The sequence below is a fragment of the Streptomyces sp. SL06 genome, from assembly GCF_058244745.1.
The window spans coordinates 1,504,755-1,522,907 of the sequence record NZ_JBSYOT010000002.1 but is presented as its reverse complement, the minus strand read 5'-3'; the positions used below and the strand labels follow the sequence as shown (position 1 = coordinate 1,522,907).

Sequence of the window (18,153 nt, the reverse complement as noted above, 5' to 3'; positions counted from 1 at the left end):
CGCGCCGAGGCCCGCAGACCGGTCCGAAACGACCGGACGGCGGGTCCGGGCACCCGCCCGGACCCGCCGTCCGCGTCTCGGCCGCCTACGCCAGCAGTTCCACCTCCGCCAGCGTGTGCTCGCCGTCCAGGACCAGCCGGTACTTCGCGTACGCGCCCGGCGACTTCACCGAGAACGCCCGCGTCTGCCGGTCCCAGGCGAAGGACTCGCCCGAGCGCTGGTCCAGCGTCCGCCACGTGGTGCCGTCGGCCGAGCCCTGGAGCTTCCAGCCGGCCGGTGCCTTCGCGTGGTCCGCCGACGAAGTCAGGGTGTACTGCACCGCCTTGACGCCCTCGCCGGACACCGGCAGGTCCACCGAGGTCACGCTCGCCTCCGTCGCCGACGTGTTGTCGAACAGGGCGCCCTGGCCCGCGAGGGCGTCCGCGCGCGGCGTCGGCACCTCGTCGTCCTCGGCGATCGACGGCGGCGCCGCGCCCGCGCCGGTGCCCCACGAGGAGGGCTTCGGGCCCATGTCGAACTCCAGGACGCCGCCCTTCGCGATCAGCGAGTGGGGGAGCGAGGTGGAGTTCCAGCGCTTGCCGTCGACCTTCACGCCCTGCACGTAGACGTTCTTCGTGCTGTTCCTCGGCGCCTTGACGACCAGCTCGCGGCCGTTCTCCAGATGGACGGTCGCCTTGGTGAACAGCGGGGAGCCGATGGCGTACTCGCCGCTGCCCATCACCAGCGGGTAGAAGCCCAGCGCGGAGAAGAGGAACCAGGCCGACTGCTCGCCGTTGTCCTCGTCGCCGTGGTAGCCCTGGCCGATGTCGCTGCCGGTGTACAGGCGCTGGAGCACCTCGCGGACGTTCTTCTGCGTCTTGTACGGCTGCCCGGCCGCGTCGTACATGTACAGGGCGTGGTGGGCGACCTGGTTGGAGTGCCCGTACATGCCCATGCGGACGTCCCGCGCCTCGGTCATCTCGTGGATGACACCGCCGTAGGAGCCCTTGAACTCGGGGGAGGCGGTCTCCGGGGTGGCGAGGTACTCGTCGAGCTTGTCGCCGAGGCCGGCGCGGCCGCCGTAGAGGTTGGCCAGGCCCCGGCTGTCCTGCGGGGCGGTGAAGGCGTAGCCCCAGCCGTTGGTCTCCGTGTAGTCGTAGCCCCACACGCGCGGGTCGTACTTCGCGGAGTCGACGCGCCAGTCGCCCTTGGCGTCCTTGCCCTGGAAGAAGCCGGCCTTCGCGTCGAAGAGGTTGACGTAGTCCTGGGCGCGGTTGAGGAAGTACGCGGACTCGTCCTTGTACCGCTTCTCGCCGGTCTCCTTGTAGAGCTTCTCGCCCATCTTCGCGATGCCGTAGTCGTTGAGGTAGCCCTCCAGCGCCCACGACAGGCCCTCGTGCGTCTCGGAACTCGTGTACCCGAGGAACGGCGAGGTCTCCATGCCCTTGCGGCCCACGCCCGAGGACGGGGGCACGACGGTGGCGTTCTTGACGGCCGCGTCGTACGCCGCCCTCGCGTCGAAGCCGACGCCCTTGACGTACGCGTCCGCGAAGGCCACGTCCGAGGAGGTGCCGGTCATCAGGTCCGCGTAGCCGGGGGAGGACCAGCGGGAGGTCCAGCCGCCGTCCTTGTAGTGCTGCACGAAGCCGTCGACCAGCTCACCGGCCTTGGACGGGGTCAGGAAGGAGTACGCGGGCCAGGTGGTCCGATAGGTGTCCCAGAAGCCGTTGTTGACGTACACCTTGCCGTCCACGACCTTGGCGCCGGTCTCGGTGGGGGTGTCCTCCTTGACCGCCTTCGAGAACGGGGAGGCGTACTTGTACGTCCCGCCGACCTTCTCGTGGCCCGCGTTCGGGTACAGGTACAGCCGGTAGAGGCTGGAGTACAGGGTGGTCAGCTGGTCCCGCGTGGCGCCCTCCACCTCGACCCTGCCGAGGATCTTGTCCCACTGCTTCTGGGCGTCGCTCCTGACCTTGTCGAAGGAGGCGCGCTTCGGGATCTCCTGGCGCAGGTTGTCCTTCGCCTGGTCGACGCCGATCAGCGAGGTGGCGATGCGCAGCGTCACGGTGCGGTCCTTGCCCGCGTCGAAGCTCAGGTGGCCCTTGACGCCGCTGGAGTCGCCGCCGGTGACCCTGCTGTCGAACTCGCCGTAGACGAAGAGCCGGGTGGCGCCCGTGGACAGCCCGGACTTGACGTCCGAGTAGCCGGTGAAGGTGCCGTTCTCCTTGTCCAGGGTCAGGCCGGCCTGGTCGGTGACGTTGTCGAAGATCACGCTCGCGTCGTCACCGGGGTAGGTGAAGCGCATCATCGCCGCGTGGTCGGTCGGCGCCATCTCGGCCTTCAGACCGTTCTCGAACCGCACCCCGTAGTAGTACGGCCGGGCGGTCTCGTTCTCGTGCCGGAAGGCCAGCCCGCGCTGCTCACGGCCGGTGTCCGGGGTGCCGGAGGCGGCCGAGGGCATCACCTGGAAGGTCTGCCGGTCGCCCATCCACGGGCTCGGCTCGTGGCTCGCGCCGAACGCCTGGAGGGTGGGCAGGTTGTCCGCGTTGTTGCCGCGCGCGTAGTCGTACAGCCAGCTTTGCGAGCCGGCGTTGGTCACCGGCGTCCAGAAGTTGAAGCCGTGCGGCACGGCGGTGGCGGGGAAGGTGTTGCCGCGCGAGAAGCTGCCGCTGGAGTTGGTGCCGCGGGTGGTCAGCGCGTAGTCGGACGGATGGGCCGCGGGCCGCTCGGCGGCGGCCCGCCCGATCTTCACGTCGTCCAGCCAGCCCCGGAACTTCGCCGGGCCCTTCGGCGAGTCGTACGCCACCAGGATCCGGTCGACCGTCTTGCCGGCCGCGACCGAGCCGATGCCCGACTCGACGCTGTTCCACTGGTTGACGTAGAGGATCTTGGCGTCGCCCTGACCGCGCGGCGTCAGCGGGAACCCGTGCTGGTCGGTGGCCTTGAGGTCGCTCAGATGGGTGCCGTCGGTGAAGGCCAGGTCGACGGAGACGTTCGTGGCGTCGTAGTCGAGGTCGGTGTCCGCCATCGAGGGGAAGATCTTGTACGACAGCTCGGTGCGCCGGTCGACCTTCACATGGACGTCGAAGATCTTGTTGTACGAGTACGCGCGGCCGTCCGCGGTGTGCCGGCCCGCGTACTTGAGGGCCCGGTTGCCGGTGTAGCCGGCCCCCGCCTTCGCGGTCGGCGAGCCGCTCGGGCCCCGGTCGACCAGGGAGAGCATGTCCTCGGGCACGGGGGTGTCGGTGCCGCCGGTGGACAGTTGGACGTCGGCGAGCTGGAGCGCGTCGCCCGCCCCGTTGTTCCTCGTGATCTCCAGCCGGAAGTGCTGGAACTCGGCGGCCTCGGCGAGTTCGTACGTCTTCGTCTGGAACCGTTCGCCGAAGGACTCCCCGGAACGGGTGTCGAGCGTCTGCCAGTTCTCGCCGTCCGCCGAGCCCTTCAGCGTCCAGTCCGCGGGGTCGCGTTCGTCGTGGTCGTTGGCCGAGGTGAGCGCGTAGTTGGTGATCCTCGCCGGTTCGTCCAGGTCGAACTCGACCCAGCCGGTCTTGTCGAAGGTCAGCCACTTGGTGCTCGGCTCGCTGTCGACGAGGTTCTCCTTCACCTCGCCGCCGCTCGTGTTCTCGGCGCTCGCCCGCACCCCGGTGACGTGGTCGGTGACACTGCCCGGTATGCCGGTGCTGTAGCCGCCGTCCACGCCCGCGGACCGCTTGGCGCCGTCCGGGCCGGTGTCCACGGTATTGAGCCAGTCCGGAACCGGGTCGTCCGCCTCGAACGAGGACGCGAACTCCCGGTCCGCGCCGGCGGGCGCGGCGGGCAGTGCGACCGCCGCCCCCTGTGAACCCACCGCCAAAGCGAAAGCGGTCGTCATCACGACCGCCGGACCCCATCTGTGCCGCGCTCTGTACTGCATGCCCTGGCCACCCTCCCTGCGCTGGGGACAACGTTGTCAACTCAACTGCGCAAGGACCAGTAGGGGTCAAGTGGCATGTGATGTCAAGGGTGTTGGATGCGGCGTTCGGGGCCTATGCAGGGGATTCTTCCGGCAAGTCGCACACAGGCCACTCATATTTCCGGGAGGTCTCAACTCGGAAAAGACGTACCGCCAACCCTGCTTTCGATCTTGCTCAGTTGGCGGGAAGTGGACTATACCTGTCGGCCACCGGGGCATCCGGGAGGGACCGCGGAAAGGAACCGCCGTAGCGCCCGATCAGGATGGTCGGTACAAGGCAGCACCCAGCGTCACCCGCACTTCCTGCACGACCCAGCGTGACCCGATCGCGGTGCCGGGGAGGATCCGGTTCACCGCCTGAGTCCTGGAGAAGGCGAGGACTTGAGCATGGGATCCACTTCCGCCGAGAACAACGGTAGGGGCGTCGGCCGCCGCGATCTGATCAAGCGGTCCGCCGCGCTCGGCCTGATCTCCGTACCCACGATGGGCTTCCTGTCCGCCTGCGCGAGCGGCGGCGGGGGCGACCAGAAGAAGGCCGAGGCGGGCGAGAAGTCCGACAAGAACCCGCTCGCGGTCAACGACAGCGCCCAGATGGAGTTCGTCCTCTTCGACGGAGGCTTCGGCAAGGAGTACGCCGAGGACGCCGTGAAGCTGTACAAGGAGGCCTACCCCAAGGCCAAGGTGAAGTTCTCCGCCACCCAGAAGATCCAGTCCACCCTGCAGCCGCGCTTCAACGGCGGCAACCCGCCCGACCTCGTCGACAACTCCGGCGCAGAGCAGATGGACATGGGTGTCCTGGTCGGCAAGAAGCAGCTCGCCGACCTCACCCCGCTGCTCGACGCCCCGTCCTACGACGACCCGGACAAGAAGGTCCGCGACACGCTGCGGCCCGGCATCGTGGAGATGGGCCAGTTCGACGGGGAGCCGGTCTGGATCCTGTACTACGCCTACACGGTGTACGGGAACTGGTACTCGCAAAAGGCCCTGGACTCCCTGGACGCGGAGTACCCGAAGACCTGGGACGAGATGCTCGCGGTCTGCGCCAAGGCCAAGAAGAAGGGCGTGGCCGGCTGGACGTACGCCGGCAAGTACCCGTACTACATCCCCTTCTCGATGTCCCCGATGATCGCCAAGGTCGGCGGTGTCGAGGTGCTGGACGCCATCGACAACCTGGAGCCGAACGCCTGGAAGCACCCGGCGGTCAAGGCGGTCTTCGAGGCCTGGTACGAGCTGTACCGAAAGGGCTACGTCCTCAAGGGCACCCCGGGCCTGGACCACATCCAGTCGCAGACCGCCTGGGCCAAGGGCGACGCCCTGTTCATCCCCAACGGCTCCTGGGTGGAGAACGAGTCGGCCAACGTCATCCCCGCCGACTTCGGCCTCGCCGTCTCCGCCCCGCCCGGCATCGACGACTCCGACAAGATGCCCTTCGGCACCATCTGGGCCTCCGGCGGCGAGCCCTTCATCGTCCCGGCCAAGGCGGCCAACGGCGCAGGCGGCATGGAGCAGTTGCGGATCATGCTCAGCGAGGCCTCCTCGAAGAACTTCACCAGCAAGGTGAAGTCGCTGAGCGCCTACAACGGCGGCACCGACGGCATCGAGCTGACCCCGGGCCTCAAGTCCGGTGTCGCGGCGCTGGAGCTGGCCGGCGACAACGTGGTGAACCCGCGCATGCAGGACTGGTACGTGCAGCTCCAGAAGGAGAAGATCGGCGTCTCCTGTCTCGGCGAGATGATGGCGGGCCGGCTCACCCCGGCCGAGACCATCAAGAAGATCCAGGGCTACGCCGACGACGCGGCCAAGGACACGTCGATCAAGCACTACAAGCACCAGTGAGGACGCGTCACCGGGGCCCGTCCGGCGCCCACGCGCCGGACGGACCCCGGCGGCCGCACCCGCGCGCAGATCGGGGTCGGTAGCAATGCAGCACGGCAAGTACCGGTTCATCGTGGGGTTCCTGGCGGTCCCCCTGGGGCTGTACGCGCTCTTCGTCGTCTGGCCGTTCGTCCAGTCCATCTACTACTCGTTCACGGACTGGACGGGACTGAGCCCCGAGTTCAAGATGGTCGGCTTCGCCAACTACGAACGGATGCTCCACGACGACATCTTCTGGAAGTCGTTGCAGCACAGCGTCATGTTCGCCCTGCTGGTGCCGGTGGTGACGCTCGGCCTGGCGCTCTTCTTCTCCTTCATGATCAATGTGGGCGGACGCCGGCGCCGCGGGGGCCCCGCGATCACCGGGGTGCGCGGCTCCGGCTTCTACAAGATCGTCTACTTCTTCCCGCAGGTGCTCTCCATCGCGATCGTCGCCCTGCTGTTCGCGTTCGCGTACAACCCGGACAGCGGCGCGATCAACTCGCTGCTGCGCGGGATCGGCCTCGGCTCCCTCCAGCCGCTGTGGCTCGGCGACCCGAACCTCGCGCTGTGGTGCGTGATGGCGGTGCTCGTCTGGTCCACGGTCGGCTTCTTCGTGGTCCTCTTCTCCGCGGGCATGGCCTCCATCCCGGCGGAGCTGTACGAGGCCGCGCTGCTGGACGGGGCGAGCCGCTTCACCACCTTCTTCAGGGTGACCCTGCCGCTGCTGTGGGACACCGTGCAGTCCGGCTGGGTCTACATGGGCATCCTCGCCCTCGGCGCCGAGTCGTTCGCGGTCGTGCAGATCATGACGACCGGGCCCGGCGGACCCGACTACTCGACCACCGTCATGGTCCTGTACGTGTACCAGAAGGCGTTCCGTGACGGTCAGGCCGCCTACGCCACCACCATCGGCGTCGCCCTGCTCGTCGTCACGCTGGCCTTCGCCGCCGTCGTGATGCGGCTGGGCCGGCGCGAGCGGCTGGAGTACTGATCAATGAAGACGACCGAGACCCCCGCCCCCGTGCCGGCCGAGCCGGGCACGCCCGTCCTGAAGACCGAGGCCGCCCCCGGCGGACCGAAGGAGGGGAAGAAGGAGGGCACCGTCCTCAACGTCTTCTCCCACGGCGTCCTCGTCATCTGGGCGATCATGGTCGGTCTGCCGCTGGTGTGGGCGGTGATGACCTCCTTCAAGGACGACGCCGCCATCTTCGCCTCGCCCTGGTCGCTGCCCGACAGGCTGCACTTCGACAACTGGTCGCGGGCCTGGTCCCAGGCGCACATGGGCGACTACTTCCTCAACACCATTCTCGTGGTGGGCGGTTCGCTCGTCGGCACCCTCGTGCTGGGTTCCATGGCGGCCTATGTGCTGGCGCGGTTCGACTTTCCGGGCAACCGGTTCATCTATTACTTGTTCATCGGCGGCATGAGTTTCCCGATCATGCTGGCGCTGGTCCCGTTGTTCTACGTGGCGGACAACATGGGACTGCTCAACACCATTCACGGGCTGATCCTGGTCTACATCGCGTATTCGCTGCCTTTCACGGTGTTCTTCCTGACGGCGTTCTTCCGCACCCTGCCCAGTTCGGTGGCGGAGGCCGCGTTCGTGGACGGGGCCTCGCACACCCGGACCTTCTTCCAGGTCATGCTGCCGATGGCCAAGCCGGGCCTGATCAGTGTGGGGATCTTCAACTTCCTCGGGCAGTGGAACCAGTACATGCTGCCGACCGTGCTGAACACGGACCCGGACAAGCACGTCCTCACCCAGGGCCTGGTGCAGCTCGCGGTCAGCCAGGGGTACAAGGGCGACTGGTCGGGCCTGTTCGCGGGCCTGGTCATGGCGATGCTGCCGGTGCTGGCCGCGTACATCGTCTTCCAGCGCCAGGTGGTCCAGGGCCTCACCGCGGGTGCGCTGAAGTAGCGCCCGCCCGCCGCCGTGCGTGCCGCTCCCGGGACCCCGGGAGCGGCACGCACGCGTGTGCGAGGAAGCCCGGATGTGGTTCAACCTCTTGACGGAAGGCGACCCGAACGGCTCAGCTTAGAGTTCACTAGTTGGACATGGACGGGGCCTCATCGAAGCGGTCCCGCGCGCAGGAGGTCGTCGTGGAGACTCCCGGGTCGCAGTCGTCGCTGCACCGAGCCAACCTGGAACGGGTCGTACGAGCGGTACGGCTCGCCGGGTCGCTCACGCAGGCGGAGATCGCGAGGACGACGGGTCTGTCCGCGGCCACGGTCTCGAACATCGTCCGGGAACTGAAGGACGGCGGAACCGTCGAGGTCACCCCCACCTCGGCCGGCGGCCGGCGGGCCCGCAGCGTCTCGCTGAGCGGGGAGGCCGGCATCGTCATCGGGGTGGACTTCGGGCACACGCATCTGCGCGTCGCGGTCGGCAACCTCGCTCACCAGGTACTCGCCGAGGAGTCCGAGCCGCTGGATGTCGACGCGTCCGCCGCGCAGGGCTTCGACCGGGCGGAACAGCTGGTCAACCGGCTGATCGAGGCGACCGGCGTCGACCGCGCCAAGGTCGCCGGAGTGGGCCTCGGCGTCCCCGGTCCGATCGACGTGAAGTCCGGGACGCTGGGCTCCACCGCCATACTGCCCGGCTGGGGCGGCACCCGGCCCGCCGAGGAGCTGCGGGGGCGGCTCGGCGTGCCGGTGCACGTGGACAACGACGCCAACCTCGGCGCCCTGGGCGAGCTGGTCTGGGGCAGTGGCCGCGGGGTGCGGGACCTGGCGTACATCAAGGTCGCGAGCGGCGTCGGCTCGGGCCTGGTGATCGACGGCAAGATCTACCGGGGACCCGGCGGCACAGCGGGTGAAATCGGGCATATCACTCTCGATGAAGGCGGCCCCGTCTGCCGCTGCGGCAACCGGGGTTGCCTGGAGACCTTCGCGGCCGCACGCTATGTGCTCCCGCTCCTCCAGCCGGGCCACGGCACCGATCTCACGATGGAGGGTGTCGTGCGGCTGGCACGGGACGGCGACCCGGGCTGCCGTCGGGTGATCGCCGACGTCGGCCGCCACATCGGCAGTGGGGTGGCGAACCTCTGCAATCTGCTCAACCCGAGCCGGGTGGTCCTCGGCGGCGATCTCGCCGAGGCCGGCGAGCTGGTGCTCGGGCCGATAAGGGAATCCGTCGGGCGCTACGCCATCCCCAGCGCGGCGCGCCAACTCTCCGTTCTTCCCGGGGCACTTGGGGGTCGGGCGGAGGTGCTCGGGGCGCTCGCCCTCGCCCTGAGTGAGATGGGTGATTCAGCCCTTTTGGATGGAAGTGTGACCGGCGCTCTGCCGGCGGCCACGCCTGCCTTCACTTAGAGCACGTATGGCACCGTTGTCATCTCGTTAAGGATTTACTTCTTGACGCCGCACCTGCGGCCGAGTTGACTTCCAGCCACCTCGGCCGCAACGACGCGGCCGCGTCAGGGAGGTTTCTGAAGTGAACACGCGTATGCGTCGTGCCGCCGTCGCCGTTGCCGCCACCGCGATGGCCGTCTCTCTCGCAGCCTGTGGCAGCGCCAAGGAGTCCAGCGACAAGAGCGACTCGTCCGACTCGGCCGCCAAGAAGGGCGACGACATCAAGGTCGGTCTGCTCCTGCCGGAGAATCAGACCGCGCGGTACGAGAAGTTCGACAAGCCCATGATCGAGAAGAAGGTCAAGGAGCTGACGAACAACAAGGGCGAGGTCATCTACGCCAACGCCAAGCAGGACGCCAGCCTGCAGAACCAGCAGGTCGACACGATGGTGACCAACAAGGTCGACGTGCTGATCGTGGACGCGGTGGACTACAAGTCCATCGCCGGTTCGGTGAAGAAGGCCAAGGACGCCGGCATCAAGGTCGTCGCCTTCGACCGCCTCGCCGAGGGCCCGATCGACGCCTACACCTCGTTCGACAACGTCACCGTCGGCAAGACGCAGGGCGAGGCCCTCCTGGAGGCGCTGGGCGACAAGGCCAAGGACGGCCAGATCGTCATGATGAACGGTTCCTCCACGGACCCGAACGCCGCCCAGTTCAAGCAGGGCGCCCACTCCGCCCTCGACGGCAAGGTGAAGGTCGGCCGCGAGTACGACACCAAGGAGTGGAAGCCGGAGAACGCCAACGCCAACATGGAGGGCGCCATCTCCGCCCTCGGCAAGAACAACATCGTCGGCGTCTACTCCGCCAACGACGGCATGGCGGGCGGCATCATCACCGCCCTGAAGGCCGCCGGCATCTCCAACGTCCCGGTCACCGGCCAGGACGCCGAACTGGCGGGAGTGCAGCGCATCGTCACCGGTGAGCAGTACATGAGCGTCTTCAAGTCGTACCCGAGGGAGGCCGAGGTCGCGGCCGAGATGGCCGTCAAGCTGGCCAAGGGCGAGTCGCTCGACTCCATCGCCAACGACAAGGTCGACAGCGACAGCGCCAAGGGCGTCCCGTCGGTCATCGTCCCGGTCGTCTCGCTGACCAAGGACAACATCAAGGAGACCGTCATCAAGGACGGCTTCTACACGATCGACGAGATCTGCGGCGGCAAGTACAAGACCGCCTGCGACAAGATCGGCCTCAAGTAAGCGGACCCGCGTCCCGAGCCGACCGAGCCGCCCGGGACCGGCCGCCCCAACTCCTCCGGCGCCCCGCACTCATCAGCCCCGCAAGCTACGCGGGGCGCCGGACGGACCCCCCCAGAAAACTTCTGCACAACCTCCCGCCGGGTCAGGCGGCGAAGGAGATGGTTCACGTGTCCGCTACGCCCGTGCTGGCGTTGCGCGGGGTCTCCAAGCGATTCGGTGCCGTCCAGGCGCTCACCGACGTCGAGCTTGAGGTCCACGCCGGTGAGGTGGTCGCCCTGGTGGGCGACAACGGAGCCGGAAAGTCCACGCTGGTCAAGACGATCGCCGGCGTGCACCCCATCGATGAGGGCGTCATCGAGTGGGACGGCAGGTCCGTCTCGATCAACAAGCCGCACGACGCCCAGAACCTGGGCATCGCGACCGTCTACCAGGACCTCGCGCTGTGCGACAACATCGACGTGGTCGGCAACCTCTACCTGGGCCGGGAGCTGCGCAAGCGCGGAATCCTGGACGAGGTGGAGATGGAGCGCCGCTCCCGGGAACTGCTGGACACGCTGTCCATCCGCATACCCAGCGTCCGCATCCCGATCGCCTCGCTCTCCGGCGGTCAGCGCCAGGTCGTGGCGATCGCCCGTTCCATGCTCGGCGAGCCCAAGCTGGTCATCCTCGACGAGCCCACCGCCGCCCTCGGTGTCGAGCAGACCGCGCAGGTCCTCGACCTCGTGGAGCGACTGCGCGAGCGCGGCCACGCCGTCATCCTCATCAGCCACAACATGGCCGATGTGAAGGCGGTCGCCGACAAGGTCGCCGTACTGCGCCTCGGGCGCAACAACGGCATCTTCGAGGTCAAGTCGACCTCGCAGGAAGAGATCATCTCCGCCATCACGGGCGCCACGGAGAACGCCGTGACCCGTCGTGCGGCGCGCACCAATGGGGAGATCAAGAAGTGAGCATCGACAAGACCTCCACCCCCGCCGAGAGCACCGCGGTGGACAACCCCGACGCCGCTGCCGCCGCGGTCACCGTCGTCGACCCCCGGCTGCTGGTGCGCGAGCAGGGTTTCGCCGGCTACATCGGCGAGTTCAAGCGGAAGATGAAGGCCGGTGACCTCGGGTCGATACCGGTCGTCGTCGGCCTGCTGATCATCTGGGCCATCTTCACCGGCCTGAACTCCAACTTCCTCACCGCCGGCAACTTCTCCGACATGTCGGTCGCCATGGTCGGCACCGGCATGATCGCCGTCGGTATCGTCTTCGTGCTGCTGCTCGGCGAGATCGACCTGTCGGTCGGCTCGGTCAGCGGCGTCGCGGGCGCCACCTTCGCGGTGCTGAGCGTCACGCACGGCATGAACGAGGTGCTGGCCCTGGTGCTGGCCATCCTCACCGGCACGGCGGCCGGCGCCATCCACGGCTTCGTCTTCGCCCGCATCGGTGTCCCGGCCTTCGCCGTGACGCTGGCCGGACTGCTGTTCTGGCAGGGCTTCATGCTGCAGATCCTGGGCGACAACGGCACGATCAACCTCGACTCCGAGGGCGTGGTCGTCAAGCTGACCAGCTACTACTTCAGCGACGTGGCCGCCGCCTACGGTCTGGCGATCGTGGTGACCGCGGGGTACTTCCTCACCGCGTTCTTCGACAACCGCCGCCGCGAGGCCGCCGGGGTGCCGTCCCGGCCGCTGAACGAGATCATCGTGCGCACGGTGCTGCTCGCCGTGCTGGCCTTCGTCGTGGCGATCGTCTTCAACCAGTACAAGGGCCTGCCGCTGGCCGTGGTGATCTTCCTCGCGTTCCTGCTGCTCACGGACTTCGTGCTGCGCCGCACCGCCTACGGCCGCAAGATCTTCGCGCTCGGCGGCAGCGTCGAGGCCTCCCGCCGCGCCGGTATCAACGTGGAACTGGTCCGGATCTCGGTCTTCGCGATCGCCGGCGGGTTCGCCGCGATCGGCGGTCTCTTCGTGGCCTCGAAGATCGCCTCCGCCAACCAGGGCGCGGGCACCGGTGAGTTCCTGATGAACGTCATCGCCGCGGCCGTGATCGGCGGCACGTCCCTCTTCGGCGGCCGCGGCCGCACGTGGAACGCGCTGCTCGGTGTGATGGTCATCGTCTCGATCCAGTACGGCCTCGCCCTGGAGGGCATCGCCTCGCCGGTCCAGTACATGATCACCGGCGGTGTGCTGCTGGCGACCGTCGTCATCGACGCGATCACCCGCAAGACCCAGAAGACGGCCGGCCGCGCCTGACGCCGCGCGCGCCGGACCCGCACCCGCACCACCACCGCCCGCCCGAGCCGAGTGCTCGGGCGGGCGGTGCGCTGTCCGCCCGCACCCGACTCGGGTGCCCGCCGCGGGGAAGTCGTAGAAGGGTCCGGTGGTGGGTAAGGCCGAACGCGTGACGTACGACGCACCGCCCGGACATGTTCCGCCAGGGCGGAACACTAGACTCGACAAGCCCGGCAACAGCTCTACTGCAAGGAGGCACGGGTGCCGCTGCTGACCCGCATCACGGGACCGCGCGATCTGGACCGGCTCAGCCTGGAAGAGCTGGGCCGGCTGGCGGAGGAGATCCGTACCTTCCTCGTCGACGCCGTTTCCAAGACCGGCGGCCACCTCGGCCCCAACCTCGGGGTGGTGGAACTGACCCTCGCCCTGCACCGGGTCTTCGACTCGCCGAAGGACAAGGTGCTCTGGGACACCGGCCACCAGTCCTATGTGCACAAGCTGCTCACCGGCCGCCAGGACTTCTCGAGGCTGAAGATGAAGGGCGGCCTGTCCGGCTACCCCTCGCGGGCCGAGTCCGAGCACGACGTCATCGAGAACAGCCACGCCTCCACGGTCCTCGGCTGGGCCGACGGCATCGCCAAGGCCAACCAGGTCCTGCGGCGCGACGACCACGTCGTCGCCGTCATCGGCGACGGCGCCCTCACCGGCGGCATGGCCTGGGAGGCGCTCAACAACATCGCCGCCGCCAAGGACCGCCCCCTCGTCATCGTCGTCAACGACAACGAGCGCTCCTACGCCCCCACCATCGGCGGCCTCGCCAACCACCTGGCGACCCTGCGCACCACCGACGGCTACGAGCGCTTCCTGGCCCGCACCAAGGAGGTCCTGGAGCGCACCCCGGTCGTCGGCCGCCCGCTCTACGACACCCTGCACGGCGCCAAGAAGGGCCTGAAGGACTTCATCGCCCCCCAGGGCATGTTCGAGGACCTCGGCCTCAAGTACGTCGGTCCCATCGACGGACACGACCTGGAGGCCCTGGAGTCCGCCCTCACCCGGGCCAAACGCTTCGGCGGCCCGGTCATCGTGCACTGCCTCACCGAGAAGGGCCGCGGCTACCAGCCCGCCCTCCAGGACGAGGCCGACCGCTTCCACGCCGTCGGTAAGATCCACCCCGACACCGGCCTGCCCCTCGCCACCTCCGGCGCCGACTGGACGAGCGTCTTCGGCGAGGAGATGGTGAAGCTCGGCGAGGAGCGCGAGGACCTCGTCGCCATCACCGCCGCCATGCTCCAGCCGGTCGGCCTCGACAAGTTCGCCAAGGCCTTCCCCGACCGCGTCTACGACGTCGGCATCGCCGAGCAGCACGGCGCCGTCTCCGCGGCCGGCCTCGCGCACGGCGGGGTGCACCCGGTCTTCGCCGTGTACGCCACCTTCCTCAACCGCGCCTTCGACCAGGTGCTGATGGACGTGGCCCTGCACAAGTGCGGGGTGACGTTCGTGCTGGACCGCGCCGGTGTCACCGGCACCGACGGCGCCTCCCACAACGGCATGTGGGACATGTCGATCCTCCAGGTGGTCCCCGGACTGCGGCTGGCCGCGCCGCGCGACGCCGACCAGGTCCGCGCCCAGTTGCGCGAGGCCGTCGAGGTGGACGACGCGCCGACCGTGGTCCGCTTCTCCAAGGGCGCCGTCGGCCCCGCGGTACCCGCCGTGGGCCGGGTCGGCGGCATGGACGTGCTGCGCGCCCCCGGCACCGAGACCCCGGACGTCCTGCTGGTCTCCGTCGGCGCGCTCGCGCCGATGTGCCTTGAGGTGGCGGACCTGCTGAACAAGCAGGGCATCTCCACCACCGTGATCGACCCGCGCTGGGTCAAGCCCGTCGACGAGGCCATGGCCCCGCTCGCCGAACGGCACCGTGTGGTCGTCACCGTCGAGGACAACTCCCGCGTGGGCGGGGTCGGCTCCGCCGTCGCCCAGGCCCTGCGGGACGCCGGCGTCGACGTGCCGCTGCGTGACTTCGGCATCCCGCCGCGCTTCCTCGACCACGCCTCGCGCGGCGAGGTCCTGGCCGAGATCGGGCTCACCGCCCCCGACATCGCCCGCCAGGTCACCGGCCTGGTCGCACGGCTCGACGGCCGCTACGAGCGCACGGGCGCCGAGGCCGACCCGGTGGAGGCCGCGCGCGACTGACGTTCCGCCGGATGGGCCGCCTCCACCACTCGTTGCAGTCGTGGAAGCGGCCCATCCGCGTGAAAACGCCCACGCCGGGGCATACGCAGTACGCCCCCTCTCGATCATGTCGAGGACGACAAGCGTGGGAGGTCCCCGTGAGCAACACCCTCTTCAGGACGAAGAAGATCGAACAGTCCATCCGTGACACGGAGGAACCGGAGCACGCGCTCAAGAAATCCCTGTCGGCGCTCGACCTGACCGTCTTCGGCGTCGGCGTCATCATCGGCACCGGCATCTTCGTACTGACCGGCACGGTCGCCAAGAACAACGCCGGGCCCGCCGTGGCCCTGGCCTTCGTGGTCGCCGGTGTGGTCTGCGCGCTGGCCGCCCTGTGCTACGCCGAGTTCGCCTCCACCGTCCCGGTGGCCGGCTCCGCGTACACCTTCTCCTACGCCTCGCTCGGTGAACTGCCCGCCTGGATCATCGGCTGGGACCTGGTCCTGGAGTTCGCCCTCGGCACGGCGGTGGTGGCCGTCGGCTGGTCGGGCTACATCCGCTCGCTGCTGGACAACGCGGGCTGGCACATGCCCGCGGAGCTGGGCGGCAGGGACGGTGCCGAGGGATTCGGCTTCGACATCCTCGCCGCCGCCCTGGTGCTGGTGCTCACCGGGATCCTGGTGCTCGGCATGAAGCTGTCGGCGCGGGTCACCTCGGTCGTCGTCGCCATCAAGGTCGCCGTCGTCCTCGTCGTGATCATCGCGGGCGCCTTCTTCATCAAGGGTGCCAACTACGACCCGTTCATCCCAAAGGCGCAGACGGTGGAGGCGGGCGGGGGACTGCACTCCCCGCTGATCCAGCTGATGTTCGGCTGGGCGCCGTCCAACTTCGGGGTGATGGGCATCTTCACGGCCGCCTCGGTCGTCTTCTTCGCCTTCATCGGCTTCGACATCGTCGCCACGGCCGCCGAGGAGACCAAGAACCCGCAGCGCGACATGCCGCGCGGCATTCTCGGCTCCCTGGTCATCTGCACCGTCCTGTACGTCGCCGTCTCCATTGTCGTCACCGGCATGCAGCACTACTCCCAGCTGTCCGTCGACGCCCCGCTCGCCGACGCGTTCAAGGCCACCGGGCATCCCTTCTTCTCCGGTGTGATCAGCTTCGGCGCCGCGGTGGGCCTGACCACGGTGTGCATGATCCTGCTGCTCGGGCAGACCCGGGTGTTCTTCGCGATGAGCCGTGACGGACTGCTGCCGCGCTTCTTCTCGCGCGTCCACCCGAAGTTCCGGACGCCGTACCGGCCGACCCTCCTGCTGGGCGCGGTCATCGCCGTCGTCGCCGGCTTCACCAGCCTGAGCGAGCTGGCCGAACTGGTCAATATCGGCACCCTGTTCGCGTTCGTCGTCGTCGCGATGAGCGTGATCATCCTGCGCCGTACCCGCCCCGACCTGCCCCGCGCCTTCCGCACCCCGCTGGTCCCGCTGCTGCCCATCGTGTCGGTGGCCGCGTCGCTGTGGCTGATGCTGAACCTGCCCGCCGAGACCTGGGTCCGGTTCGCCGTCTGGATGGCGATCGGCTTCGTCGTGTACTTCCTCTACGGCCGCACCCACAGCCGCCTGGCCCACGGCGGGGACGAACCGGCGGCGACCTCACCGAAGCCGTCCGGCGGGGACACGCCGTAACGGGGGCCCATAAGCGCGGCCGGCGCCGGGGCGTGTCACAGGGGTCGTACCGTCCGGGGGCCGGCCACCTCCGCGCCCAGTTCCGTCACCCGGCGGCGCAGTTCGCGGTCGGCCGTGACGACCAGGACGGGGCGGTCGCCGGCGGCACGGGCGACCAGTTCGACCATGTGGTCGTCGCCGCTGCCGGGCGCCGACTCCACCCGTACGCCGGGCACGGACTCCACCCCGCGGGCCGCGCCCTCGACGACGAGAACGATCTCCACCGGCCCGTCCCGCCCGGCCACCCCGTCCGCCGCCAGCCGGTCCCGCAGCCGCTCCGCCGCCCCGCGCCGGTCCCGCCACCACCCGTCGGGCACCGACCCGACGACGTTCGCGGCATCGACGACCAGGAGAAGAGATCCGCTGTCGCTCATGGTGCCAGGGTCGCACGCGCGTTTCGGTATGTGGGAAGATCCGGTTGGCCGATGAGATGCGTGGTCACGGCGGAGGGTGCGCCCGGCACGGGCGCCCGGCACCCCGGGACGCGTCGCCGGCCGACCTGTGACGCGGCGTCGGGGCCCGGGTTCCGGCCCGGCCGACGACAAGGAAGGACGAGGGCGGATCATGCGGGCCAGCACCGTGCGCGACAGCGGGCCACGGCAGCCCGCCGACCCCGGGACGGGCGGTGTCGCCGGCCGGCTGCCCGCCGTCCGGTCCGGACCCTGGCTGCTCCTCGGGCACGACGGCCGGCTCATCGTGTACGCGCACGTGGGCGGCGAGGTCCTGCGCTGGACCGAGAGCCGGCCCGGCGGCACCACGTGGCTGGGCCCGGACGCGCTGTCCGCGCCCGGGATCACCCACCTCACCGTCGTCCAGGGCCGCAACCGCTATGCCCACCTGCTGGGCCGCAGGTCCAGGGGCGCCGGTCACCCCCTCGACGTTGACCTCGTCTACGCGATCCAGTACCAGAGCGGCCGCCCGATGAGCGAGTGGCGGACCGTCGGCAATCCGCAGGCCAAGCGGGAGCGCACGGCGCAGATGGGAGCGCCGGCCGCCGCCGTGAACACCGCGGGCACGCTGTACGCCTTCGTGCCCACGATGGAGGGGCACGTCGCCCTCAGACGCGAGAACGCCAAGGGCGCCTGGGAGCCGTGGCGCGACCTCAAGGTCACCGCCGTGCTGGACACCCCCGCCGCGACGGCCACCTCCACGGGACACGTGGAACTGCTCGCGCCCACCTGCACCGGCGCCCTGACCTGGTTCCAGCCGGAGCCGGGCGCGGCCCTGGAGCGCGGCCCCGACCTCGAAGCCGTCCCACTGCCCGGTTCCGTGACCGGTGTGGAGACCTCCCCGGGAAGGGTCACCCACTACCTGACCGACCTGCGAAGCGGCCGGATCGTCGCCGCACGGGCCGGTGAGCCGCCGGTGCCCGTCGGCGGCACACCCGGCGACGGACGGCACGCGGCGCTCACCGCCACCCTCGACGGCCGCCTCTGCACGGTGCTGGCCCACCGCGACGCCGCGGGCCGGGTCGTGCTGGGCGTGTGTGTCGCCGAGGAGGAGCGGGACGGCGTGTGGTGGACCGACACCGGCGTCCCCTGCCTGGGCGACCCCGTCCTCGCCCGCGACGCGGACGGGCGGGTCGTCGTGCTCGTCGCCTCCCCGGACGGCTCCCTCGGCCTGGCCCGCCAGGAGGACGGCCCGGGGCTGACGCTGAGCGACTGGACCAAGCTATGACCGTGCCGGGGACCAGCCCCCGCGCCGAGGA

The 18,153-nt window shown here is 69.3% G+C and carries 12 protein-coding genes; 10 read left to right on the top strand and 2 right to left on the bottom strand.

The genetic code is table 11. The annotated features are described in order from the left end of the window. Positions 1-85: 85 nt before the first annotated feature. Positions 86-3,892 carry a GH92 family glycosyl hydrolase gene (locus AC4IHM_RS06725; protein WP_490866175.1) on the bottom strand — a complete coding sequence of 1,269 codons (3,807 nt, stop codon included), beginning with the start codon at positions 3,890-3,892 and terminating at the stop codon, positions 86-88. A gap of 426 nt (positions 3,893-4,318) precedes the next feature. Between AC4IHM_RS06725 and ngcE the strand changes: the two genes are divergently transcribed. The 9 genes from ngcE (at position 4,319) to AC4IHM_RS06680 (ending at position 16,406) form a co-directional block, all read left to right on the top strand. After that, positions 4,319-5,767 carry an N-acetylglucosamine/diacetylchitobiose ABC transporter substrate-binding protein gene (ngcE, locus tag AC4IHM_RS06720; RefSeq protein WP_490866174.1) on the top strand — a complete coding sequence of 483 codons (1,449 nt, stop codon included), beginning with the start codon at positions 4,319-4,321 and terminating at the stop codon, positions 5,765-5,767. A gap of 85 nt (positions 5,768-5,852) precedes the next feature. Beyond that, a complete protein-coding gene (locus tag AC4IHM_RS06715) occupies positions 5,853-6,779 on the top strand; it encodes a carbohydrate ABC transporter permease (RefSeq protein ID WP_490866173.1) in 927 nt (308 codons plus the stop codon). 3 nt (positions 6,780-6,782) lie between these two features. Continuing rightward, positions 6,783-7,706: a carbohydrate ABC transporter permease gene (locus AC4IHM_RS06710; RefSeq protein WP_490866172.1), complete on the top strand. Its 924-nt coding sequence runs from the start codon at positions 6,783-6,785 to the stop codon at positions 7,704-7,706. A gap of 182 nt (positions 7,707-7,888) precedes the next feature. Next, a complete protein-coding gene (locus AC4IHM_RS06705; RefSeq protein WP_490870777.1) occupies positions 7,889-9,100 on the top strand; it encodes an ROK family transcriptional regulator in 1,212 nt (403 codons plus the stop codon). A gap of 133 nt (positions 9,101-9,233) precedes the next feature. Beyond that, positions 9,234-10,337, top strand: coding sequence for an ABC transporter substrate-binding protein (locus tag AC4IHM_RS06700; protein ID WP_490870776.1), 1,104 nt, complete (start codon positions 9,234-9,236; stop codon positions 10,335-10,337). A 158-nt stretch (positions 10,338-10,495) separates the two neighbouring features. Further along, complete coding sequence (locus AC4IHM_RS06695; protein ID WP_490866171.1) at positions 10,496-11,287, top strand: ATP-binding cassette domain-containing protein; 792 nt, start codon at positions 10,496-10,498, stop codon at positions 11,285-11,287. Beyond that, positions 11,284-12,576: a sugar ABC transporter permease gene (locus AC4IHM_RS06690; RefSeq protein ID WP_490866170.1), complete on the top strand. Its 1,293-nt coding sequence runs from the start codon at positions 11,284-11,286 to the stop codon at positions 12,574-12,576. Before AC4IHM_RS06695 ends, AC4IHM_RS06690 begins: the two co-directional genes overlap by 4 nt. A 240-nt stretch (positions 12,577-12,816) precedes the next feature. Continuing rightward, positions 12,817-14,745, top strand: a complete 1,929-nt coding sequence (gene dxs / locus AC4IHM_RS06685) for a 1-deoxy-D-xylulose-5-phosphate synthase (RefSeq protein ID WP_490866169.1) — start codon at positions 12,817-12,819, stop codon at positions 14,743-14,745. 137 nt (positions 14,746-14,882) lie between these two features. Beyond that, positions 14,883-16,406: an amino acid permease gene (locus AC4IHM_RS06680; protein ID WP_490866168.1), complete on the top strand. Its 1,524-nt coding sequence runs from the start codon at positions 14,883-14,885 to the stop codon at positions 16,404-16,406. Positions 16,407-16,441: 35 nt separating this feature from the next. Here the strand turns inward: AC4IHM_RS06680 and AC4IHM_RS06675 are convergent, their stop codons facing one another. Next, positions 16,442-16,819, bottom strand: a complete 378-nt coding sequence (locus tag AC4IHM_RS06675; RefSeq protein ID WP_490866167.1) for a PIN domain-containing protein — start codon at positions 16,817-16,819, stop codon at positions 16,442-16,444. Positions 16,820-17,009: 190 nt separating this feature from the next. On the opposite strand from AC4IHM_RS06675, the gene AC4IHM_RS06670 reads away from it, so the two are divergent. Then, a complete protein-coding gene (locus tag AC4IHM_RS06670; RefSeq protein ID WP_490866166.1) occupies positions 17,010-18,122 on the top strand; it encodes a PLL family lectin in 1,113 nt (370 codons plus the stop codon). The last annotated feature ends 31 nt before the right edge of the window (positions 18,123-18,153 follow it).